The 21691-nt window shown below is 67.2% G+C and carries 19 protein-coding genes and 2 pseudogenes; 5 read left to right on the top strand and 16 right to left on the bottom strand.

Annotated elements, in window-relative coordinates:
- Positions 1-24: 24 nt before the first annotated feature.
- The 10 genes from AQJ91_RS12805 to AQJ91_RS55495 all read right to left on the bottom strand — a co-directional run bounded on the left by AQJ91_RS12805 (position 25) and on the right by AQJ91_RS55495 (position 10377).
- On the bottom strand, positions 25-861 hold the full coding sequence (locus tag AQJ91_RS12805) for a phosphotransferase (protein ID WP_067019908.1): 837 nt from the start codon (positions 859-861) through the stop codon (positions 25-27).
- Entirely contained in the window at positions 858-1514 is a 657-nt protein-coding gene (locus AQJ91_RS12800; protein WP_067019905.1) for a histidine phosphatase family protein, read from the bottom strand. The genes AQJ91_RS12805 and AQJ91_RS12800 overlap by 4 nt, the downstream gene beginning before the upstream one ends.
- Entirely contained in the window at positions 1511-2275 is a 765-nt protein-coding gene (locus AQJ91_RS12795; protein ID WP_067019902.1) for a phosphotransferase, read from the bottom strand. The genes AQJ91_RS12800 and AQJ91_RS12795 overlap by 4 nt, the downstream gene beginning before the upstream one ends.
- A complete protein-coding gene (locus AQJ91_RS12790) occupies positions 2272-3117 on the bottom strand; it encodes a class I SAM-dependent methyltransferase (protein WP_067019899.1) in 846 nt (281 codons plus the stop codon). Before AQJ91_RS12790 ends, AQJ91_RS12795 begins: the two co-directional genes overlap by 4 nt.
- A 31-nt stretch (positions 3118-3148) precedes the next feature.
- The gene (locus AQJ91_RS12785) at positions 3149-3661 is read right to left on the bottom strand and encodes a P-loop NTPase family protein (protein WP_067019896.1); all 513 of its coding nucleotides are present in this window, start codon (positions 3659-3661) and stop codon (positions 3149-3151) included.
- Between the two features lie 96 nt (positions 3662-3757).
- Positions 3758-4810, bottom strand: a complete 1053-nt coding sequence (locus AQJ91_RS12780) for a glycosyltransferase family protein (RefSeq protein WP_199847916.1) — start codon at positions 4808-4810, stop codon at positions 3758-3760.
- Positions 4807-6525 carry a carbamoyltransferase family protein gene (locus tag AQJ91_RS12775; protein WP_067020187.1) on the bottom strand — a complete coding sequence of 573 codons (1719 nt, stop codon included), beginning with the start codon at positions 6523-6525 and terminating at the stop codon, positions 4807-4809. The genes AQJ91_RS12780 and AQJ91_RS12775 overlap by 4 nt, the downstream gene beginning before the upstream one ends.
- Positions 6526-6533: 8 nt before the next feature.
- Positions 6534-7493: a thymidylate synthase gene (locus tag AQJ91_RS12770; protein WP_067019890.1), complete on the bottom strand. Its 960-nt coding sequence runs from the start codon at positions 7491-7493 to the stop codon at positions 6534-6536.
- Positions 7490-9121 (bottom strand): hypothetical protein, encoded by a 1632-nt coding sequence (locus AQJ91_RS12765; RefSeq protein ID WP_067019887.1) that lies wholly within the window; start codon positions 9119-9121, stop codon positions 7490-7492. The genes AQJ91_RS12770 and AQJ91_RS12765 overlap by 4 nt, the downstream gene beginning before the upstream one ends.
- Complete coding sequence (locus AQJ91_RS55495) at positions 9118-10377, bottom strand: HAD-IA family hydrolase (protein WP_234382152.1); 1260 nt, start codon at positions 10375-10377, stop codon at positions 9118-9120. Before AQJ91_RS55495 ends, AQJ91_RS12765 begins: the two co-directional genes overlap by 4 nt.
- Positions 10378-10709: 332 nt before the next feature.
- On the opposite strand from AQJ91_RS55495, the gene AQJ91_RS12755 reads away from it, so the two are divergent.
- The 3 genes from AQJ91_RS12755 (at position 10710) to AQJ91_RS55490 (ending at position 13132) form a co-directional block, all read left to right on the top strand.
- Positions 10710-12098, top strand: coding sequence for an NsdA family TPR-like regulatory protein (locus AQJ91_RS12755; protein WP_067019885.1), 1389 nt, complete (start codon positions 10710-10712; stop codon positions 12096-12098).
- A 75-nt stretch (positions 12099-12173) separates the two neighbouring features.
- A complete protein-coding gene (locus AQJ91_RS12750) occupies positions 12174-12659 on the top strand; it encodes a TrmO family methyltransferase domain-containing protein (RefSeq protein ID WP_067019882.1) in 486 nt (161 codons plus the stop codon).
- Between the two features lie 203 nt (positions 12660-12862).
- The gene (locus AQJ91_RS55490; protein ID WP_067019879.1) at positions 12863-13132 is read left to right on the top strand and encodes a glycosyltransferase; all 270 of its coding nucleotides are present in this window, start codon (positions 12863-12865) and stop codon (positions 13130-13132) included.
- Positions 13133-13138: 6 nt separating this feature from the next.
- On the opposite strand, the pseudogene AQJ91_RS58735 reads toward AQJ91_RS55490, so the two are convergent.
- Positions 13139-13699: pseudogene (locus AQJ91_RS58735) on the bottom strand (transposase); the annotation flags it as partial.
- 96 nt (positions 13700-13795) lie between these two features.
- Between AQJ91_RS58735 and AQJ91_RS53515 the strand changes: the two are divergent.
- Positions 13796-15538, top strand: coding sequence for a caspase family protein (locus AQJ91_RS53515; RefSeq protein ID WP_159054541.1), 1743 nt, complete (start codon positions 13796-13798; stop codon positions 15536-15538).
- A gap of 31 nt (positions 15539-15569) precedes the next feature.
- Positions 15570-16424, top strand: a complete 855-nt coding sequence (locus AQJ91_RS53510) for an alpha/beta hydrolase (protein WP_159054540.1) — start codon at positions 15570-15572, stop codon at positions 16422-16424.
- A gap of 154 nt (positions 16425-16578) precedes the next feature.
- On the opposite strand, the gene AQJ91_RS12735 is transcribed toward AQJ91_RS53510, so the two are convergent.
- From AQJ91_RS12735 to AQJ91_RS12715, 5 genes and pseudogenes are all read right to left on the bottom strand, one after another.
- Complete coding sequence (locus AQJ91_RS12735; protein WP_079084860.1) at positions 16579-18819, bottom strand: ATP-binding protein; 2241 nt, start codon at positions 18817-18819, stop codon at positions 16579-16581.
- Positions 18820-18999: 180 nt separating this feature from the next.
- Positions 19000-19623 (bottom strand): DUF6879 family protein, encoded by a 624-nt coding sequence (locus tag AQJ91_RS12730; RefSeq protein ID WP_067019876.1) that lies wholly within the window; start codon positions 19621-19623, stop codon positions 19000-19002.
- Positions 19616-19885, bottom strand: a complete 270-nt coding sequence (locus tag AQJ91_RS12725; RefSeq protein ID WP_067020178.1) for a hypothetical protein — start codon at positions 19883-19885, stop codon at positions 19616-19618. Before AQJ91_RS12725 ends, AQJ91_RS12730 begins: the two co-directional genes overlap by 8 nt.
- Before the next feature lie 1257 nt (positions 19886-21142).
- Positions 21143-21322: pseudogene (locus tag AQJ91_RS49220) on the bottom strand (peptide-methionine (R)-S-oxide reductase); the annotation flags it as partial.
- Positions 21323-21373: 51 nt separating this feature from the next.
- Complete coding sequence (locus AQJ91_RS12715; RefSeq protein ID WP_107122425.1) at positions 21374-21598, bottom strand: plasmid mobilization protein; 225 nt, start codon at positions 21596-21598, stop codon at positions 21374-21376.
- Positions 21599-21691: the final 93 nt, after the last annotated feature.

Below are 21691 nucleotides of genomic sequence, written 5' to 3'. Positions count from 1 at the left end.
CTCTCCAGAGGTCGGTGGGGTCGGTCAGCTCAGTCGCGCCAGCACGGTGCGGCCGTGGGCGCTGAGGGCGAGGTCGTCCTGCTCGTGTCCCCGGACCAGCGCGGTGGCGGCTTCGATGGCGCCGAAGGACTCCAGGAGGTGTTGCTCGGCGTCGCTCAGCTCCCTCCCGTACGCGGCGAAGAAGGCGCTGCGGAGATGAGGGGCGGCCTGCCAGCGGCGGAACTCGAGCCGGGCGAAGTCCCGGATGCGGGCGTCGCGTCGCATGTGCTCGAAGTCGCAGATCCAGAAGCCGTCCCCGATGAGCCAGTTCCTGGGCTGGTAGTCGAGGTGGCACACGGCGCTCTCCGCCTGGACGTGGGACAGGAGGTCCGCGACCTGCAGCAGGCTCCTCCTTTCGTCTGTCGAAAGGAGGTCCGCGCGGTCGGCCCTGTCGACCCAGCCTCGGAGCCGACCGGCCAGTTCGACGCCGATGCCGCCGGTCTTGGGACCTGCCGTGGCCCGGTGGAGGGCTCCCAGCACGAGGCCGGCGTTGTGGTGAGCCTCTTCTTCCTCAGCCGAACCCGGCGGCAGGTCGTCGCCGCTCTGCCCGCGTATCGCCGTGAGCAGCAGAGTGCGTGTGGAGTCCTGTCGGCCGACCAGCTCAGGGGCGTGGCCTTGAAGGTGGCGTCCCCACGTCAGGTAGGCGTGCGCCTCGTGGACATAGCGGTTTCGGTTGGCGTGCTGCTTGGCGAAGTAGGCGTTCCCGCGGACATCGACAAGGTGCAGCAGATGAGGTGGTAGCGCCGGGTCCGCGACGATGCGGACGGCTCCGACCGTCTGCCGCGCGAGTTCCATGCGCGGGTCGTCGTACGCCGTGATCATGACGTCGCCCGTATCGCTGGGGCACCCAGGTGGGCGGTGTCGTTGTGCCGGTCCAGTATCCAGCGCCGCTGGTCGAGCCGGTTGAGGTGATGCTGCCAGCGGGTGATGGAGCCGTGGGACACGGTGAAACCCGCCGGCGAACCCAGGGGGATCGCGAGGAGCAGGGTGTGCGCGACGATCACGGTCTCGCCGTGTGCGGCGAACAGGAGGCGATCGCCCTCGTGCCGGTCGATGAGACCGTGGAGGAAGTCTCCGGCCCGCTGGAGGTAGCCGTTCCAGGTGTCGGACCCTTCCGCCCAGGGCCGGTCGGGGTGGGCCTGCGGCCCGCCGTCGGCGGCGGTCTTCACCTCGGTCCAGGATTTGCCGTCGGCCACTCCGTGGATGGGGCCGCCGAGACCGGGCGCGGTGCGCATCGGCAGGCCGAGGGCCTGGCTGAGGATCTCGCCGGTCTGCCGCAGCCGGAGACGAGGACCGGAGTAGAGGGCGGTGAAGGGCCTGTCGCGGTGCTCGTCAGCCAGCCGGTCGGCTGCCTGCTCGACCTGGTGGTACCCGAGGTTGGTGAGCCCGGTGCAGGTGGCCGGGCCGCCGACGACGCCGTTGGCGTTGCAGTGGGCTTCGCCATGGCGGACGAAGACGAGTTCCGTGGTGATCATGCGGGACCTTGGAGTCGGGGGCGCGGAACCGGCCAGCCGAAGCGGTAACCGTTGCGCCCTGCGTACGGGGCGGTCAGAACGCAGTGCAGGGCGAGGAAGTCGTCGAGGCGCTCGCGATCCGTCGTACCGAGCCGGGAGTCGTGGCGGCCGGCGGCCTCGTTGTACGTGCTCAGGGCCTCGTCGATGGCAGGTGGCCCGAGCGGTCCGTACGTCATGACCAGCGTCGCGATCAGCTTGGCCAGGTCGTACCCGAACGGGGCGAGTGTGAGGTCGTCGGTGTCGAGGGTGAAGAGCGTGCCGTCCTCGGTGAACAGGAAGTTCCTCGGGTTGCTGTCCTTGTAGAAGGCGGCGGGCCCCTCGACGGTCTTCTCCAGGAGCGTCAGCATCGCGTGCAGAGCGATCCTGTCCGGCAGGTGGCCTTGCTCCAGCCGCCTACGCAGTGCCACTTCGCGTACCGCGAGGTAGCCGCCGAACGGAGTGCCGTCGCGGAAGGTGTGCGGTTCGTTCAGGGAGACGGATCGCAGGTCACTGGCCCAGGCGGTGCCGTGAGCGTCGCCCAGCAGCCCCGCCAGCCGCGGCAGGTCGCCGGGTTCTGCGTGGCGGCCCTCGATCCACTCGAAGGTCAGGCTCTTCGGGCCGATGACCGTCAGGGCCGGCTGACGGAGCGGCTGCGCGTGGACGGACAGCCAGGTGCGGTGACGGGCGGCTGCGACAGCCTGTTCGGAGGTCGCGTAGGTCTTGGTGAAGTGGGTGATTCTCACGTCCGGCCTCCCCGCGGCCGGGCCACGACGTACGTGATGACCGAGCTGGTGGTGATCGGCTGGTCCGGGAGGAATTCGTGGAGCGCGGCGGCCAGCGCGCCCGGCTTGCCGTACAGGCCGGGGGCGAGGTCGTACTTCGGGTTCGTGGCGACGTATTCGGCCACGTGCTCGTGTCCGTCGAAGGTGAAGCGGTGCTCCTCGTGCTCGGTCGTGATCACGTTCAGGGAGGGCTTCGCCAGGTCGGCGAGGTTGCCACCGTGCGCGGAGACGTAGAGGCTCTCGTGCTGCTCGGCGCGCGGGTCGAGTCCGGCGGCGGCCACCAAGGCGTCCATCTCGTGGTAGCTGTCGAGCGCCTTGGTGACGAGGATGGCCACGCCGTCGGGAGCCAGGACACGGCCGATCTCCGCAATGGCCTGCTCGGGGCGCGTCGAGTGGTAGAGGCAGAAGGCGGCGACGGCCAGGTCGCAGGAACCGTCCGGCATCGGTATGCGGTGGAAGTCCCCTTTCAGGAAGCCGATCTGGACACCGGGAACGCGGCCCACCCGCTTGCGGGCATCGGCCACCAACGCGGGCGCCGCGTCGATGCCGACGAGGCGTTCCGGATGAAGTTGCTCGGCCAGGACCCGGCTGCTGGTGCCGCGACCGCAACCGATGTCCGCCACAAGGCGGAGACGCTCCGAGCCCGGCGCACTGTGGGACCGGGCCAACTGGACGATGGTGTCGGGTACCGGCCGGCCGACGGTCCTGGCCCGTATCAACGCGTTGGACCGTCTGGCCAGCCGGGAGGCGTGCCCGTACAGGTCTTCCTGCCGCCCGGGATCGAGGAACGGGTTGAGGTTCATGCGCCGCACCCCCGCTGGAGGCGCGGGCGGCTCAGCGCTGCCGGGCGGCGGCCTTCCGCAACCAGCGCCGCGTCTGCCGTCGGCTGGTCAGCAGCACCACGTCGGCGTGTCCGGTCGCGAACTGATCGATCTTGGCCATGACGCGGGGACGCATCTTGCGCCGGTACGTCGCCACGTACTTGATCACGCCCCAGTGGATGCGGTTGTGCACCCCGTTGCCCTTGTGCCCGGCGCCGTGCCGGAGCTGTCGGGAGAAGACCCCCCACAGTGCGGCGAGGGTGGAGACGTCCATCAGGACGACGGTGTCGCAGGCTTGGAGCCGGATCTGGAGCGTGGAGTTGTAGTTGCCGTCGATCACCCACTTCTCCTGCGCGACCAGGTCGCGCTGCACCGCGGCGAACTTCTCCATGGGCAGTTCGTTCCACTCGTCGTCGTAGAACGCGGCGTCCAGGTGCGTCACCGGGGCGTCCAGGGCCTCCCCCAGCGCACGGGCCACATGCGACTTGCCGCTGCCTCCGCAGCCGACGATGGCGACCTTCTTCATGGTGCTCCACCCTAGGGGTGCTCAGGTGTCCGGACGGACCGACCGCCGGAACACGTACGGATGGTCCGGGCTCGGCGGCCTGCGGCAGGTGCTTCATCAGGCGGCCCCTCGCTGCTCTTCGGCAGCTCCCGTGACCGTGGCGAGAACGGTCTCCAGCGCGTCCACCTGACGGCTGAGCCGGAAGAGTTCCAGCCGGCCGAGGCAGGCGGCGATCAGTTCGGCGTGCCGGTTGCTGCCGGCGATCTTCTGGAGGTCGGTGATCCGTCGGATCACCTGTCCGCCGGACTGCACCACCAGTTCCTCGGGAACGAACCGCTCAACGTGCTGAATATCGGCGGGGGCCAGTGGAAGGCACCCGGCGAGAACGGCTTCGAAGATCCGCTGTGTCATCTGACCGACTGCGGCGTATCGCTCGGGGAGCAGCAGGACGGTGGCCAGGGCTCCGCTGTAGAGGCGGTGCACCTCTTCGAAGGGGATCCGGCCGAGGAAGGTGATGTGCGGCCAGCGGCTGGTGTCCGTCCACTTTCCGCCGACCTGGTGATCGAAGCATGCGGCGGCCGGAGAGAAATAGCGGTCGAACTGTGCGTCGCGGTCGTACCGGTTGCCGACATAGGCGAGCGCTGTCTCCCAGGGCCTCTTGGCGAGTGCGTTCGGGTCGGCCTGGTCCAGCAGTCGGTCGTCGACCGGGAAGAGCAGACGGTGGGCACCGGGCGTGGGGGTGAGGGCTGCCTCGCACACCGCGACGCCGGGGACATGGCGAAGGACGTTGTGTTCGCGCAGTTGGCAGTCCTTGTCCCAGATCACGGTGGGGGTACCGCGGAGCAGGGTGTAGCGCTTGACAAGTTCGGCCTGGCGGTGAAGGTCGCAGGTGTGTCCCTCGGCGCCGCAGGGCGTGTTGTTGCGTCCGTCGATGAGCCAGCGCCATTCGAGGAACAGCACGTCGATGTCGGGGATGCCGCCGTCGAAGGTGTACGTACCGCCGAGGTCGTCTCCTGCTTCGAGGAGGTCCCGGTTGGCTTGGAGGAAGACGATCTCGTGGCCGCGCGCGAGGAGAGCGTCGACCAGAGGGCGGCGGTGGCTGCGGCCTCCGTCGGGTGTGTCCGTGATGCCGTTGCCGAGGAAGCCCCAGAAGCTGTATCCAATCTTCATTTGGTAATCCACCGGCCTTCCAGCAGCAGGGCGTCGAGCCCGGAGTTCGCGAGGCAGTCGAGGGCCATGTCCGGGGTGCCGCAGATGGGCTTGCCCTTGACGTTGAGCGAGGTGTTGATCAGTACGGGGACGCCGGTACGGCGGGCGAATGCCCGCAGCACGTCGTGCACGAAGGGGTTCTGGGTCGGGTTGATGGTCTGGAGGCGGGAGGTGCCGTTGGCGTGGACGATGGCGGGGATGTGTTCGCGGGCCTTGTTCGTCACTCCGGAGGCCATGGACATGTACGGGGCGTCCTGGCCGAGGGTGAAGAACTCCCGTGCTCGGTCGGCGAGGACCATGGGGGCGAACGGGCGGAACGGCTCGCGGAACTTCACGCTCGCGTTCAGACGCTCGACGACGCCGGGCTCCAGAGGGGAGGCCAGGATCGACCGGTTCCCCAGTGCGCGGGGGCCGGCCTCCACCCGTCCCTGGAACAGGCCGACGATCATGCCGTGGGCGAGTTGGTCGGCGAGGAACTCCGCGACCTCGATGTCCAGGGTCTTCTGCTGGAGTCCCGGCCACGGGGTGAGGTCCAGGTTCGGCTCTGGGTAGGACGGCCCGAGGTAGCAGGCGCGGGCGACCCCGCACAGCGGCCGGCCGTTCCCGCTGTCGGTGTGCACGGCGACCGCGGCACCGAGCGCGGTGCCCGCGTCGCCCGGAGCGGGCGGCACAAAGACCTCGTCGAAGATGCCCGCCTCGATGATCCGCCCGACGCTGACGCAGTTCGTGGCCACGCCGCCGCCCAGGCACAAGCGCCGCGAGCCGGTGAGCAGGCGGGCGCGCCGCGCCATGTGGAGCATCACCTGTTCGGTGCGCTCCTGTAGCGCTGCGGCCAGGTCCTGGTGGACCTCCTGGATCGGCTCGTCCGGGCGCCGGGGCGGGCAGGTCTCCACGACGAAGCGGCGGGAGGTCCGCGGGTAGCCGGAGGTGAGAACGCGAGGCGGGAAGTAAGCCGGGTCCAGGGCGAAGCCCGTGGCGGTGGTGCGGACCGCGCGGGCGAAGAGGTGCCGGAACCGGGTGGGGTCGCCGAGGGCGGCGAGCGCCATCACGGTGCCTTCTTCGTCGCCCCGGCGCCAGCCCAGGTGCTCGGTGACCGCCCCGTATACGTAGCCCAGCGAGGCCGGGTCGTGGATCGCCTCCAGCGTACGGGTGGCGGGACGGCCGGCATGGTGGCCATGGGCGATCGTCGTGGTCTGCCGCTCGCCGAGGCTGTCGACGACCAGCACGGCGGACTCGTCCCACCCCGAGGCGGCGAAGGCGGTCAGCTGATGAGCGCGGTGATGCAGTACGGGCGAGACTTGCGCGCCGGGGAACCGTCGGCCGAGGGACTGGACCCGGCGCCGGGTGCGCAGCGCGACCTTGGCGAATCCGGCGGCCCGTGGCAGAGCCCGGTCACGGGTTGTGCCCGAGAGCGCGAGGCGCAGGGCCGTGGGGGCCTCGGCGAGGTATCGGACGGGCTGGAAGTTGTACGCGACGGCGTCGACGTCGGCGGGCGTGAGGCCGGCCTCACCCAGCAGCCACTCGACGGCGTGGTGGGGGTACTCGTGGGTGTGCTTCTTCTGGGAGAGGCGTTCCTCCTCGACGAAGCCGACCAGTTCACCGTCCACCAGGAGCGCGGCGGCGGAGTCGTGCGTGTAGGAGCAGAGTCCGAGAACGACGGCGGGCACGTGGTCCATCGCGGTCGTCACCTCGTTCCCGCGGCAGCCTGTGCGGCCGAGGTCCCGGTGCGGCAGGTCAGTTCGCCGTACCAGGCGGTCAGGGCCTCACCGAGCGGTCCTTCGATGGCGTCGGCGACGCGCCACGCCTCTTCGCGCATCCCGTCTTTCCACAGCCGGTAACTGCACATCGTCTCGGCCATGGAGTCCCAGCCCGGATGCCCGGTCTCAGCACGTGCCTCGACTCGGCCGAGGAGTTCATCGAAGCTCTCCCACGGCGTGGTGAGTTCGGGCACGAGCGGGCTCGCGACGACGTCGGTCAGTCCGTCGGCCCTGTCGAGGTCGCGCTCGTAGATGTGCAGTGAGCTGACGTGGTGGTGGTACTCGCCCAGCTCCGCGTCGAGCCAGCCGGCGACCAGCTCGTGCAGCGTGGTGAAGAAGAACAGGTCGTACGGCAGGCCGATCCACACGTCCTGGCCGCGCATGGTGGTGGACATGTGCAGGCGGCCCGCGCGCAGGTGGAAGCGGAAGCCGAGCGTGCAGGGGACGTCCTTGTGCCCGGCGGTGTCGCGGGCCGGGTCGTACAGCTGGATCAGGGCGCGGCGGGAGTCGGGGTCGTCCTTGAGAATCTCGACCACGCGGTGGAGCTGATCCACCTTCCCGCCCCAGTTCCGCATCCGCGGCCCGTAGGCACCCTGCAGGATCCCATCGTCGGCGTACTGCCGCAGCCGCTCGTTGTATCCGTAGATCCACGGGGCGTCGGTCCCGGCGAGATGCCAGACGGTCTCGGCCACCGCGAAGGCGGGATTCAGGATCCGGGCGGGCGGCGCGTACAGCAGACGGGCCCTGGGCTGGGTCAGCGTCATGTTGACGTCGAAGACCTCGCGGGTGGCCATTCCGCGCGGGCTGACCTTGTCCCCGCTCTTGGCCAACATCACCGCGCCGATGAAGAGTTCGGCGACGCTGTCGCCGGTGAACGTGTTTGTCATCGCCTGTCGGTCCCTTGCGCTGAGTGGTGGGGAGTTGTGCTGCCGGACAGCGCCTGGGTGACGATGTCCGCGACGGCGTCGGCGCTGCGGCCGTCCCAGTGGCAGATCGACTCCCTGGCCGCCGTCGGTACGCGTACGGTCTGCGGAGACTCGTCGATACGCGTCAGGAACCTGGCGATATCCCGGCTGGACTCGCAACGCCAAGCGGCCCCGTGGTCGGCGAGTCCCAACGTGCGCGTGGCAGGAAGCGCCAGTTCCAGTACGGGCACTTCGAGGAGCAGAGCCTCGATCCCGCACGTCGATGACGCGCTGATCAGGGCATCCCCGCCGGCCAGGCATCCGCGGGCTCCGACCTCCGCGCCGATCAAGGCGACCGGGACACCGTTCATCACGTCGAGCAGAGGCGACAGCGTCTCTGCGTTCTGGGCGGGGTGTGGCGCCACCACAAGGCCCCAGCCGCCCCGCGCGTTCCGTAGCCCCTCGGCCAGAACCTCTGCTTGCCCAAGAAGCCGCTGCTCGTTGAACGGCTGGCACGCCCACACGACGACCCTTGTCGGCGCTGAACCCGTCTGCTCCTTCAACATCCTCTGCAGGTAGGCCCGCTGGCCGAGGCGGTCAACCTGGGTGAGCCCGTCGAACCGCGGCTGGCCGACGACGTACGTACGAACGTCAACGCGCCGAGTCCCCGCCTGAGCCACGCGCACATCACGCGCCCCCATGACCGCGACATGGCGGCAGCGCTGGGCGTGCGAGGAGGTCTGCCCCTCGATCCACGCGCCGTGCTGGACGTAGACGGTGTCCGCGGCAGCACGTTCGGCGGCGCGAACGGCGAGGACGCCGAGCGGACTGGAGTCGTTGCTGCACAACAGGACCCGACTGTGGGATTCGAGGAGAACGGCGTCGAGCCACTGCTCGACGTACAGCGTTGCCGACCAGGACGGTTGGGTGCAGCCGGCGCTGCGCACAAGCACTCGGGCGGCGAGCCACGCCAGTCGGCCGATGCCGATCTCGTGCTGTCCCGCTCGTACCGTGCGCTCGTTTTCGGTCCGGAAAGCGCTCTGGGCAGGTACGTCGCTGTGTCGGCCAAGGGCTTCTTCTGGCAGGCGGAGCACGGTGATTCCCGGTTCCGACGTATCCGGGAAACGTTGATCCACTTCGGAGGCCATGTCCACGACGGTGCTCCTCACCCCTTGGCAGGCAAGGTCGGAGAGAACCGGAAGCAAAGTCTCCGCATGGCGGGATGACCAGGAGACGGCGCACACGGGTGCGGTGGTGACCTCCAAGCGAGGCTGGACCGGCACCGCGAGCTCGCCACCGTCCGGGGTGAGTTGGCCGGGCTCGCCGTGCCCGAGGAGAAAGGAAAGACCTGCCTCGGACACTTCGTACGCGACGTAGCCGAGAGACGTACTGCCGCCGGCCACCACCAGATCCTCGGCTGCGCCGAACACCGTGGTGGTCGGCACCTCGTCCAGTTCCAAGAGCTGCCTCACCAGGCGGGTGACCAGGCGGCGAATCGGTACGTGGTGGACCGACAGCCAGCTCACGCCGCCGACTGTCACGAGCGCATCACCGTACTCGGCTTCCAGCGCGGCCATCAGCGCCTCGGCGACTTGGCCAGGGTCGGTCACAGCAGGCTCCCCTCGATGAGGGGCGCGCTCTTCTTGCTCACGTCGAGCAGTCGAAGGAGGTCCACCGGCGACTGCGCGATCCGGGGCTCCGGAGTGCCGGGGGCGCCATAACCCCAGGCGGCGTGTACGTAGGAGACACCGGCTCGGCGAGCGGCCTCACGGTCGACTTCCATGTCGCCCACGTAGGTTGCGGACGCCGGATCGGCCGCGAGGTCAACGAGGGCGAGCAGCAGCGGGTCCGGGGCCGGCTTGCCCCTCCCCGGACCGCCGGGTGCACGGACCGTGGCGAAGGGACAGCCGAGTTGGGCGAGGAGTGGAGCGGCTCTGTCCAAAGGCTTGGACGTCACGACGCCGAGGCGCCAGTCGGCGGCAGCGAAGGCATGGAGCACCTCTTCTACGCCTTCGAACGGTCGGGCCAGAGGGGAGGCGGCCTGCGAGGCCGCCGTGTACGTCTCGTGGATCCGATCGGCGTCGGCCAGCTCGAGCCGCTCCATGATGTCGTTGAAGGGACGGCCCAGATGCTGCTCGTACATCTCGAACGGCAGGTCGATGCCGTGACTCTGCTGGACAGCACGCCACGCCTCCTGCATGACGGGGCGCGTATCGACCAGGACACCGTCCAGGTCGAGGAGCAGCACATGCTGCGTCACAACGTCTTCCATCTTCTTCCTCGGAGGTAAGGGCGCGGCAACGGGCACGTGTTGAGCAGGCATGGCGAACGCCTCCATGGCGAACGAGTAGGGCTGAAAGGGGTGTGCGGTGCGGGTCGGGCCGCACGGGACGGACTCTCGGCGTTTCACGACCGCGAGAACCCGCTTGCCGCTGCCGTCCTCGTTGAGACAAGCCGTCCATGCGTCGGCCTCGGCCGTGACGAGCAGCAGACCGCGTCCGTCCAGCGAGTCCGGCCCACTGGCGCGAGGGATCGGCGGCAAGGGGGAGTTGTCCTCCATCTCGATGCCCACGGTTCCGCTCTGGGCGGTGAGGGTCAGCGTGATGTGCTCGGCCACCATCTGGCCGTTCGCGTCCGAGGGGCGCTCGGTGCCGCCTGGCGTACCGCCGTGGCGCTCGGCGTTCGTGGTGAGTTCGCTGACGATCAGGACCGTGCGGTCCATCAACTCTTCAAGTCCCCAGGCCGACAGCGTCTCCCGCGTGAAGGTCCGTGCCGCCCCGGGTGCCCTGTCGTCCGAGACCATGGTGAGGCTCACCCGGTACTCGGGGGACTCGATGACGGACTCCAGGCTCCAGATGGGCATCATCTCGGCCTCCTCACAGTGTCCGCCGGAGTCCGTCAAGGACTCGGCGGCAGGTCTCGGTGGAGGCGTCGAAGCTGCGGAGGTGCGCGTCGACCGCCGTTCTCGGACCTCCTTGTCTGGCCTGGGTCGGCTCGGAGACTGGCCTGCCCACCCGGCGGCATCCGGTCTCCAGAGCCGTATGTCTGGATTGCGTTCACCGAATTCCTCCCGGGGGAAGGCCAGTTAGTGGTTTCGTTGACCTTGAGCGAACCGTGAATCACGGCGGGTTGGTATCCCCCACCGGTCGGCGATGCCGTCAAACCCGTCAAAGATCATCTTGTGGACAGGGGCGCACGATGAGGCGCGAGCGGAACGAGAAACTGGCCGCTGCGATCGCGGAAACCGGCTGGTCGCAGCCGAAGGTCGCCGCTGCCCTCGTACGGGTTGCGGCCGAGGTCGGCGCCGACGAGCTGCTCGGCACCAGCCGCTCGCACATCGCGATGTGGATCGCGGGAACGGAGCCCTCCGGGCGGGCGCCCCTTATCCTGAGCGAGACGTTGTCCCGTCGGCTCCAACGCCCCATCACTCCCGCCGAGATCGGCCTCACCCCGCCGAAATCGGGTGCGGCCATGGCATCCGAATGGCACGTCGATACGGTGAGCGCGTTGGTGGATCTGGGGAGAAGCAACGTGGACCTGGAGCGACGCCGAGTGCTGGCCGGCACTGCCTACTCGGTGACCGGACTCGCCCTGCCTGGACAGACGTGGTGGGACGAGGCCCCCGAGCGTGCCCGATCGCGCCCCGCTTCGACGACCCGGAGAATCGGGACTGCCGAGATCAACGCGCTGAAGGAGATGACCGAGTTCTTCTCGAAGCGCGACCAGCGCCAAGGCGGAGTGGACGGCCGGACAGCCCTCTACCAGTACATCTACGACGACGTCGCGACGTACGTCGGTGGTGTCTTCGCCAGTGACGAGACGCGCTGCCGCCTCTTCGCCGCCGCTGCCGAGCTGGTGTACGTCGCCGGCTGGATGAGCTTCGACGCGTCGCACCACGAGGCCGCCCGGCGGTACTTCACCCTCGCGGTGAAGCTGGCGGCCGAGGCCGAGGACGCACCACTGGCCGGCCACGTCCTGCGTGCCATGGCCCACCAGGCGACAGATCTCGGCCACCCCAAGGAAGCCGTGGACATCGCGGCGGCCTCGGTCGAACACAAGCGGTACACCCTGGCGACTCCCCGCGAACGAGCCTTGCTAGGCGTCGTGCGGGCGCGGAGCCTGGCCACGGCCGGACGGCGGCAAGAAGCGCGTACAGCCCTCCTCCGGGCTGAGGACGACCTCGCGGCGGCAAAGCCCGGGGATGACGAGCCCGCCCGCGTCTGGTTCTTCTCCGAGGCCAGCCTGGCGCACGAAACGGCTCGTACTCTCTGGGCTCTCGGCGACCTCCAGGGGGCTCAGGACGAGTTCTGGCGCAGCGTCCACACGAGGAAGACCGACGCCTTCGGTCGCACTCACGTCGTGACCTTGGGGTATCTGGGCGCTGCGCAGGCGAGTCAGGGCAATGTCGAGGCCGCGTGCGGCACTTGGGCCCAAGCCCTGGACGCCATGAACGGCGTTCATTCCGGTCGAGCCCGCGAGGCGGTGATCAACATGCGCCGGGTTCTCTCCCCGTATCGCAACCGTGGGATCAGCGCGGCGGCGGAGATCGACGAACGAGCCAAGGCCGTGCTGAGGCGAGTAGCCTGACCGCGTCATGACGATGGGGGTGTGCGGTGCGGACACGGACCGGGCATCCCATCTGGAGGGGAAGAAGGGGCAGTTGTGACCGCACAGTCCATCGAGGTGCCGATCGTCGCCACGGTTGTCGGGGGCCATCTGAAGGTCGGCGACGACTTCCAGGGCGGCGTGGAATCCATCATCCGGCTGCGCCCGGACTACCCCCTCGACACGTTGCAGGGGATCGAGGAGTTCTCGCATCTCCAGGTCACCTGGTACTTCTCCGAGGGCTCACCCAGCGACGTCGCGCTGCATGCCCGCAGCCCTCGCAACACCCCGGAGTGGCCGGCGACCGGAACGTTCGTACACCGCAACCACCGTCGCCCCGCCCGGATCGCGACGTCGTTCCCCCGCCTGCTCGGAGTGGACGGGCGCGACCTCCACGTGACCGACCTCGACGCCGTCGACGGCACACCGATCATCGACTTCGTGGCCGTGTTCAAGGAGATGCTCCCGCGCGGCCCTGTCACACAGCCCTCGTGGCCGACCGAGATGCTCCATGACTACTGGAGGGATGCGCGCGAGCGGTGAGCGAGTGCCGATGGAGGGCTGGCAGCCCATCGATCCCTCCTCGTACGGCTGTCGTTCAATCTGCTTGTGCTCGTGGCTGAGCACCGTTTCCACGCCCGGAGTGAGGACCGTGCCGCCGCACATGGTGATCACGACCCAGCGCTCGGGGAGGGCCTCCGGAAGAGGCTTCCTGGTCACCGACTTCATCAGCCCGGAACTCCCCGATGTCCTCGCGCTCACCGACGTCGTCATCTCCCGCAGACGGCGCGGGCACGATCGCCGAACTCACTGCCCTCCGCAAACCATCCGTCCTGATCCCTTTGGCGACGTCGGCGGGCAACGAGCAGGAGCACAACGCCTTCCAGCTCCAGCAGGCCGGGGCCACCGTCGCCCTGGTCAAGGAGACGGCCACCGCCAAGGGACTTCGCACGGCGGTCGCCCCGGTCCTCACCTCGCCCGAGTGGCGTGAGCAGATACTGAACTTGAATTCGTGATGTCGGTCAGTCGTCCGTGATGAGGCCGGTGCCGGCCAGGCAGCCGTCGACCAGGTCCGGGCGGTACTGGATCTGCTTGAGCCTGCGCTTGACGGCCCGGGTGATCTGGCCGAGGTCGGCCGCGGCGGGGTTGCCGATGTCGCGCTTGACCAGCGACCAGATGCCTTCCTGCGGGTTCAAGTCCGGCGAGTAACTCGGAAGCTGGAAGACGGTGAGTCAGTCCGCGTGGTCGGCGATGAACTCGCGCATCGGTTCGACCAGGTGCATACACAGGTTGTCCCAGACCACCACGATCGGGCCGCCGAGCTGGATGTGCGCCCTGACCAGCAGGTCGCGCAGGTCGCGCCAGCCGATGCCTTTCGGCTCGCCCTTGCGGCCCCGGTACTCACGCACCGAGTAGAACATCCGGGACCGCTTCCCCGACTTGTAGCAGGTCAGCCCGGCCATGGACACCCGGCCCGAACCCCGGCCACGGACGCGGACCACCGGAGTGCAGCCCCTGCGTCCCCAGCTTTTCGCACACGGCGGCGTCATCGACTGTCCGGCTTCGTCCTCGAAGACGATCCAGAAGTGTAAGCGTAACCAGGGGTGATGGTCGCACGAATTGCACAGTGCGCTGAGGCGTGCTGCGGTAGAAGAAGGGCACAGCAGAGGGGAACGGCCATGGGACATTCGGTTGCGATAGCGATCGGCGTCGCGAAGGTACTCAAGGCCTCTGGTTACGCGTTCATTCCGGATGCCCGGGTGGGAGCTCAGAAGTTCCACGCTTGGGCCAGTCCGCGCTTTGACGAAGTCCACCTCCTGACTGACGATGTCAAGCCCGTGCTCCTACACGATGTGCGCTCCCTCGTGTACGACATCTACGAGAGAGCTCAGGACGCCCGCAACTTCGATCGACTGTTCATCTATTTCGCTGGCCACGGTGTTAACAACGGTACGGGCCAGGCCTGCTGGCTACTCAGTAAAGCCGCCACGCTCGGTGAAGCAATAAATCTGACGAAATGCCGGGAGGACGCAGTCCAACTATGGATCCCGCATGTGGCGTTCTTCGGCGACGCTTGCCGTGATCCGAGCCACTACTTCATCAGAGGCTTCTCCGTCTTTCCGCCTGTTACGGACCCTGGGAAGACCGAGTTCACTGAAGCCGAAGTGGACACCTTTCTCGCTACTCGGCCGGGCGGGAAAGCGCATGGGATGCCGAGCGCCCCGGGAGAACAGAGGAAGGGCGGCTACGGGCTGTACACAAAGTATCTACTCAACGCGCTAAATGGTGGCGCCAGCGATGCGATCGAGCCCACCCCCGGTGGAGTGACACCCCACGCCGTGATCTCGCATAAGCTTCGCGATCACCTGCGGATAGAGGTCCCCTGGGCGGCTGGCATGTATGGGCTCGTCCAGCAACCCCATGCCGACGCCTGCTCTCACTGGAGGCCGAATGTAATGGCATGGGTTCAGCCGCCGGGATCGCAGCCGTCATCACCCAAGTCAGGCCCCGGAACTGACGGCCCCTCATCTCCAACCGCACCATCTGGTCATTCCGGAGGTGAGGGCCCGGCACTTACCGCTAGTGACGCCCGAAAGGGCGATCCTGGCAGACCGCCTACTGCGCCAAGCGGACGCGTTGGCCCAATGGGCCCAGGCTCGGAGGAGCCTGACCTGCTGGACGAATTTGAAGCCAATCGAGACGGAGCCGAAGCAGCGCTCCGTAAGCTTGCAGGATCAGCCACCGGGATATCCGTCGAGGGCGCCAGAATCATTAAAATACAGAGGCAAAAGTCTCAACATTCTCCATACGAAATTGTCGATGGAAGTCTGTTGATGAGGCATACCCACAAGAAGCCGGGTCCCGCAATTCTCCAGCTCGACCGACCGTGGCGGAACCAGACCATGTGGTCCGCAGCCGCCTTCTTGCCCGGCTACACCACTCAGATGCGGGTTGGCGAGCATGGCGTCGAACACATGGCATACATGGAAGAAGAGAGCGAAATAGGCGTGCTCGCCTGGGCCACAGCCCGCGCCCGGTGGGGATCCCTTCTTTCTGACGATCCGTGGGTCCAAGCCGCCTTGTGGCAAACTCTTAATCCAGTGCTAACAGTTCTTGCGGCGCACTCATACCAAAGGGTCGGACAGGTCAGGATGGTGCGTAAAATTTACGATCAACTGCGAGAAAAAGGGCTGCCAGTTCCCTTCGACGTAGCCTTGATCGCCCTCGGAAATACGCCTTCTGGACCGCATATTATACCAGGATACCCATGGACCATTCGCGGTTGGTACTTGCTAGAGCGGACTCAGTATGGCAAGGCGCTAGCGAAGTTTGTTGAGCAAAACCTAGCACCCTCCTTCTGGACCACACTTCTTGACCCGTCGCAAAAAGTGCTGGATGAGCTCATCAAGAGAGATTGTTGATCGGGGATCACCTCGGCGAAGGGCAATTGCCATGCGACTGATTTTCGTGCACGGCCGCTCCCAGGGCGCCAAGAGTAGCGAAATCCTTCGAGATGAGTGGCTGAAAGCCCTCACGATGGGCTGCACCAGGGCAGGAACACCACTACCGAACTCACTTGACGTAAAGGCGCCGTTCTACGCCGAGTTTCTCGACAAGGAGACCGCGGCAGGTCCTCCCATGGGAATTCCAACGTACGGAGCCGCCGAGGGCCCTCCCCCCTTCCCTGCGGAAATACTCCTTGAGCTGGCTGAAAGAGCCGGCATCACAGATGAGGAGATAACTGAGGCATTGGAGGTGCCAGCATTGACTAGGGGGCCCGAGAACTGGGAATGGGTGCGGGCAGCCGCACGTCTCCTTAGCGATCGAGTTCCCCTCCTCGCCGAAGAATTCATTCGCCGGTTTACGGCCGATGTGCACGCCTACCTCCTTTTGCCACACGTACGGAAGGGCGTCAATGACATCGTTTCTGCTGAGCTAGGGACGGAACCCGCAGTGGTGGTCTCCCATTCCTTGGGTACCGTGGTTTCCTATTGTGTCCTTACCGATCACCAGGCACCACCGACTGTACCGCTGATGGTTACTTTGGGTAGCCCGCTTGGAATCCAGGCCATTAAGAGAAGACTATCTCCTCCCCTGGGGAAGCCCAGCTGCATCCAAGAATGGTTCAACGCTGCTGATAGACGGGATCCGATCGCGCTATACCCGAACCTCGGGGGCGACAACTTCCCGGCTCCAATCGAGAACCATCCCTACGTAGAAAATCCGCAGGATAATCCCCACGGTATCGTGGGCTATCTCAGCGATCCGACCGTTGCGAAAAAGGTTGCAGCCGCTCTTTCGGCTTGAGTGAACTTGATTGGGTGATGTCGGAGCTGTTTGGTTGATGGCGGGAGGGCCGTTCCGATAGCTCTGGAGCGTGAGATACTTGGGCCCGGCGTTCCTCGAACGGGCTGGATCTCCGTCGAGCTTGGTGGCGTCGTTGGCCACATCAGCGACGGCGTCAACCGGCAGCTCGGGTCAGCAACGCTTCTATGCGAGAGCGGATGGACGTGGCCCGGGGGTCGGTATAGGGGGTCAGGTGGGTCAATGCCTCGATCCAGTGGCCACGGGCAGTCTCGGGGTCCTCCGGGTGAACGGCTGAGGCCAGGTGGTCGAGTTCCAGGGCGAGCTGCCACATGTCCCCCAGGTCGCGGTGAACGGCCGCGGCCTGGCGGTGGAAGGTGGTGGCCTCGTCGTGGCGGTCCATCGCGGCATACGTCTGGCCCGTGCCGCGCCAGGCCAGGGCTTCGCGGCTGCGGTCGCCAAGGCGTCGGTGGAGCATGACGGAGCGCTGGTAGGACGTCAGGGCGTCGCCGTGCTGGGCGGCGGTGCGCTGGATGTCGCCGAGGGTGAGGAGCCAGAAGCCTTCCCGGGTGTGGTCGCGGAGGGCGAGCGCGATGTCGAGCGCCTCGTCGATGGATCGCCGGGCGGCGTCCGTGTCGCCCTCTTCGAGTCGCAGGGCGGCTGCGATCCGAAGGAGGTTGCCTTCACCGCCACGATTGGCCAGGGCCCGGTGCGCGGCAAGCGCCTCGTCGATGACCGAGGCGGCCTCGGGCAGGCGGCCGGCGCTCAGGCGAGTGCTGGCGATGTTGGACAGTGCGGTGGCGGCTCGTTGACCATTTCCCAGGTCTCGGAAGACGGACATGGCCTGCCCGAAATGCGCGTCCGCCAAGTCGAGTTCGCGCTGTCGTAGATGGATCAGGCCCATGAGGTTGAGGGCCTGGGCCTCGTCGAACCGGCTCTGCGAGCTGCGAGCCAATGTGACGGCTCGCTCCAGAGCGTCCAGGCCCTCGGAGAAATTGTTCAGAGCCCTGTGCGCGATGCCCGTGTTGATGAGCAGCCGTGTCTGCGCTCTCTGGTCCTCTCGTCTTGTCGCTGCTTCCAATCCGATTCGGCCCAGTTCCAGCCAGTCCCGCTCCGACGAGGAGGCGGGACGTGCGAACCACAGGATGGTGGCCAACTGCCAAGCCGTCTCGTCCATTCCGTTTCGGGCGGCGTCGCGCACGGCGGGGAGGAAGTTGCCCTGTTCCCGTTCGGACCAGTCGACGGCGGCGTTGTAGTCGGTGAAGACGAGGGGCGTGACGTCCGGCAAGGGCCCAGGCAGTGGCAGGTGGTCCTCTGACGGATAGAGCCACGTCTGGGCGGCGTCGGCGGTGTGGAGGTACCAGCTCAGGACGCGTCGTCGCGCAGCTTGCCTCTGGTCGGACGACTCCTCCGCCTGCGCAAGGTCGGTGGCGTACGCGCGTAGGAGGTCATGGAACTGGAACCGGTCCGGGGCGGTCTGCTCCAGCAGGTGGGCCCCGACCAGATCGTCAAGTAGCTGGCGTGTTCGGCTGGGTGTGGCTTCGCCGAGGGCGGCGGCAGCGGGGAGGCTGAACGCCGCTCCAGGGTGCAGGCCAAGGAGGCGGAAGAGGCGGGCCGAGTGCGTGGGTAGAGCGCGGTAGGACCAGGTGAAGACCGAACGGATGGCTTCGGCCTCGTCATCGATGCCGGTGCTGAGGGCGTCCCAGAGGGCGGACTCGTCACGCAGATCGCTGATGAGATCGTCGAGTCGCATGTGCGGGTGGCTGGCGGCCCGTTCGGCGGCGATCCGCAGGGCAAGCGGCAGACGGGCGCACAGGCGTGCCAGTTCTGCAAGTTTGTCGCCGTCGTCCTCGGGTCGATAGCCCCTCGTGACCGCGCGCAGCAGAGCGACTGCCTCCGGCTCCGGAAGCGTGCCAAGGGTGATCCTTTGGGCGCCGTCCCGCACTGAGAGACCCGCCAGGCGGCTGCGGCTGGTCACCACAACGAGGCTGTCTCCTCCGCCGGGGAGCAGCGGCCGGACCTGGCTGACCGTGGCCGCATTGTCCAGGAGGATCAGGACCCGGCGGTCGGCGATCAGTGAGCGGTACATCGCTGCTGCGTCGTCGACGTCCTGGGGAACCTCGGCCGGGGCCACGCCCAGGGCCCGCAGGAAGCGCTGAAGTGCCTGCGCGGCTGTGACTGGTTCTCCGGGATCGTACCCGCGGAGGTTGACGAAGAGCTGGCCGTCGGGGAACTGGTCCTTGACCTGGTGCGCCCAGTGCAGGACCAGCGAGGTTTTGCCCGCGCCCGCCGTGCCGGCCACCACGTGAACGGAGACGACGACGCGCCCGCCGTTTCGGTCGGCAAGCACCGCGTTCAGCTGTCCCAGTTCGTCGGAGCGGTTGACGAAGGTGTTCACGTCGGCTGGGAGCTGGCGTGGGACGGGCCCCGATGGCCCCGAGGCGGCGGCGTGGTGGAAGTGGATGTCACCAGTGACGCTCCCGGCCTGTACGACATCGCGAGACGACCCGGAGAGGTCGTTCTGCGAGTCTCCGGGTCGCCTGTTGCCCTCTGTAGGCACGTCGATCGATGCGCCCTGTCAGGCCGCGGGCGGCGGAGGCAGGTCGGCCACGGCACGGCCGAAGTACGCCTGGACATCCTCCGCAGCCGCGTACAGTTCCTGCAGATACTCCGCCCAGTTCCTCACGGTGCTGGGATCGGTGAAGCGAATCGCCCCGTCCGGTTGACCGGCAGCGGTGTACAGCACATGGTAGAGAACCCGACTGTCCAGAAGGTTCAACTCCGGCAGCAGCGCATCGCCCTCCGCGGCGGCGACCGCGGAAGCAGGCAGGACGCGAACGGAATGCCCGCATTCCGCGCTCAGTCGTAGCCAGTGCAGCTCCCACTGCACATACGGCGTCAGCGGCTCCTCAACCACACGAATACGATGAAAGACCGCCCCCCGCGACACTTCATCCCTGGCCCTTCGAACCAAGGCGTCACGGTCGGCCTCGAACAGCCGCAACACTGCTGGCCAGTCCCCCTGACGCAGCGCCTCCCGACTGTCGTCGTTCGTCTCTTCGAAGTGCTGCAACCGCTCCAGTTTCCAGGACTCCCCATCGCGGATCGCGGCGCGCCGCTCCCGGAAGTCCCGCTTGTAGTCCTGGCGTGTGAGCCGCTCACCTAGCTCGTCCGGGAGCCCAGGAGCGAGGAGATCAAGCATCGGGAATGTCCACCTTCGCCGCACTCAGCATGTTGCCCGGGATGACGACCAACCGCTCGTCCGGCCCCAGGTTCACCTCGCTCGGCAGGCGCGACCGGTAGTGCGCGGTGAGATCGCGGCCGATCACGGCAACGTCACCGTTGCTCAGCTGCCAGATGTCCGGGCACTCGTCGTCGTCCTTGGAGTTGCCCAGCTCCGCCGCCGACTTACCGAGGCGCTTGACGAATAACGCAGACGGATCGGCTTCCCATGCGCGGGCCACGACTGCCTCCAGTATCCACAACATCACTGACAGTGTCCTCAACGATACCGGGCCCACCTGGATGCGTACATCAGGAAAACCGCCAGTTCACGCAGCACTCCCCCAGCGGACGCGCGGACGTCCCGAGCTACCGCTCAATACCGCACGGGTGATCCGAGTCATACAGATGATGGGACGCAACCCCCTGCGTCGACGGCATCCGAACCGGGGCCGCCCGGGACGTCGCAAGGGTCGACCGAAGCCTTCAACTCTCCCGCACGGGGGGAACTGCAGGACTGTTGAAGGTGATGCCGGAGAAGTCCCGACCCTGGACCACCGGACCATACTGGGTACCGCCACTGACTGTGTTGGTCACCGAGCCCTCAGCCAACGCTGGAATCCGGCCACGCCACGAGTCCAGCGCGGCAGCGAACTCCGGGTCAACGGCCGCCCGCGCGGCGAGGGCACCACTCAACGCTTCTGCCCGTGCCGGTTCGGCTGGCGCCTCGCCCAGCGCCACCAACTCGGCCTCCCCGGGTGCCGGGGCTCCCGCCTGCCTGCCGAACGGTCTCCGCACCAACTCACTCAGCGTCGCCCATGCCTGCCGCCCCAGCTCGCCCCCGGCCCCGCCTGCCAGCGCCGCCAACACTCCCACCGATACCGGATCCAAGGCGTCTCCTCGACTACACGTTCCCGGTCTCATTTCGACTGACCCACGGTAGAGGCGCAACCATCCTCACCGCAGCCCGAATCTCTGAACCTTTCCAGACGCCGCTCACATGAGCCGAGTCGGACCACCCGCCGCTGTCCGGGGCAGCAGACTGCGCCGAGCCCGAGACGATGCCGCGCCGGCCCTGCGCACCGCCGGCGGTCCAGCCGGTGGCATAGACGAGCAAACCGCCAGTAGGCGGCAAGGCCGTGACGCTCGCTTCGGTCAACTGCGGGGTAGAGCGACAGCGTGATGTCCCATCGACCCCCAGCTCAGAGGCGTCATCCGCCCCTCCGCTCCAGGGACTTTTCAGGGACTTTCAGCGCTGTCCGAGAGACTTCCGAGGGACTTTTCGCCGCCTAACGCGGCAAGCCCGTGAAAGATCGGAAAGGGCCTCCGTCCCAGATCAGAGGCCCTCTCCGAGGCAAAGCCGCAGGTAGCGGCAGACGAGTCGGGCTGTACGCCGGGTACAGTGCGAGCAGCCTTCGCCCGCGACTCCCGCCGCAGACTCGAATCCAGGTCAAGCCCTCAATGTCACCCGAACAGAACAACTGACTGCCATGCCATTCCTTGTCGGGCGTCAACCGCAAAGAGATCGAGTTGATGCGGTACCGCTGATCCGTCGGCGTACCGCAACTCCCCCCCTCGAAAAAGTGTCCGAGGTGGGAGCCGCACCTCGCACAACGAACCTCTGTCCGCACCATCCCATGGGAACGGTCTTCCAGAAGTTCCACTGCATCTGAGTTGCGTGCCGTGACTCGTCACCCCCCGGAAGCCACAGGAGTTCACCTCCGCCACGCTCACACCGGGACGACGTGAACGATCGCACCAGCCTCTTCTTCCGCCCGCGCGATCAGCGCGTCCACCCCCGCGAACTGCTCCTCTATGGCATCGCTGTCGACCACCTGCCGCGTCGCCGCGTGCACCAGGTACGCCGAGACGTCCATACCTGCCCGCTCCGCATGCTGCCTGATCCGCTCGGCCTGTGCCTTCTCCAGACTGATGCTGATCCGTACCTGCGCCATATCGGTAGCGTATGACGCCACGCGTATTACAAAGCTTCAGGTGACGGCCGAACCGCCCCAAGCGGACTTCCCGGAGGCCGGCCCCTCGGGCGG

The organism is Streptomyces dysideae, from assembly GCF_001514305.1.
Lineage (GTDB): Bacteria > Actinomycetota > Actinomycetes > Streptomycetales > Streptomycetaceae > Streptomyces > Streptomyces dysideae.
Note: the sequence above shows the minus strand (reverse complement) of the source record. Positions and strands in the feature narration are given on the sequence as shown.

What these genes read in the sequence shown, in the direction of transcription:
- AQJ91_RS12770 (WP_067019890.1), bottom strand. Translation starts at nt 7,493, where the DNA reads ATGACAAACACGTTCACCGGCGACAGCGTCGCCGAACTCTTCATCGGC.
- AQJ91_RS55490 (WP_067019879.1), top strand. Translation starts at nt 12,863, where the DNA reads ATGTCCTCGCGCTCACCGACGTCGTCATCTCCCGCAGACGGCGCGGGC.
- AQJ91_RS12780 (WP_199847916.1), bottom strand. Translation starts at nt 4,810, where the DNA reads ATGAAGATTGGATACAGCTTCTGGGGCTTCCTCGGCAACGGCATCACG.
- AQJ91_RS53515 (WP_159054541.1), top strand. Translation starts at nt 13,796, where the DNA reads ATGGGACATTCGGTTGCGATAGCGATCGGCGTCGCGAAGGTACTCAAG.
- AQJ91_RS12755 (WP_067019885.1), top strand. Translation starts at nt 10,710, where the DNA reads ATGAGGCGCGAGCGGAACGAGAAACTGGCCGCTGCGATCGCGGAAACC.
- AQJ91_RS12775 (WP_067020187.1), bottom strand. Translation starts at nt 6,525, where the DNA reads ATGGACCACGTGCCCGCCGTCGTTCTCGGACTCTGCTCCTACACGCAC.
- AQJ91_RS12730 (WP_067019876.1), bottom strand. Translation starts at nt 19,623, where the DNA reads ATGCTTGATCTCCTCGCTCCTGGGCTCCCGGACGAGCTAGGTGAGCGG.
- AQJ91_RS12800 (WP_067019905.1), bottom strand. Translation starts at nt 1,514, where the DNA reads ATGATCACCACGGAACTCGTCTTCGTCCGCCATGGCGAAGCCCACTGC.
- AQJ91_RS55495 (WP_234382152.1), bottom strand. Translation starts at nt 10,377, where the DNA reads ATGATGCCCATCTGGAGCCTGGAGTCCGTCATCGAGTCCCCCGAGTAC.
- AQJ91_RS12785 (WP_067019896.1), bottom strand. Translation starts at nt 3,661, where the DNA reads ATGAAGAAGGTCGCCATCGTCGGCTGCGGAGGCAGCGGCAAGTCGCAT.
- AQJ91_RS12790 (WP_067019899.1), bottom strand. Translation starts at nt 3,117, where the DNA reads ATGAACCTCAACCCGTTCCTCGATCCCGGGCGGCAGGAAGACCTGTAC.
- AQJ91_RS53510 (WP_159054540.1), top strand. Translation starts at nt 15,570, where the DNA reads ATGCGACTGATTTTCGTGCACGGCCGCTCCCAGGGCGCCAAGAGTAGC.
- AQJ91_RS12805 (WP_067019908.1), bottom strand. Translation starts at nt 861, where the DNA reads ATGATCACGGCGTACGACGACCCGCGCATGGAACTCGCGCGGCAGACG.
- AQJ91_RS12715 (WP_107122425.1), bottom strand. Translation starts at nt 21,598, where the DNA reads ATGGCGCAGGTACGGATCAGCATCAGTCTGGAGAAGGCACAGGCCGAG.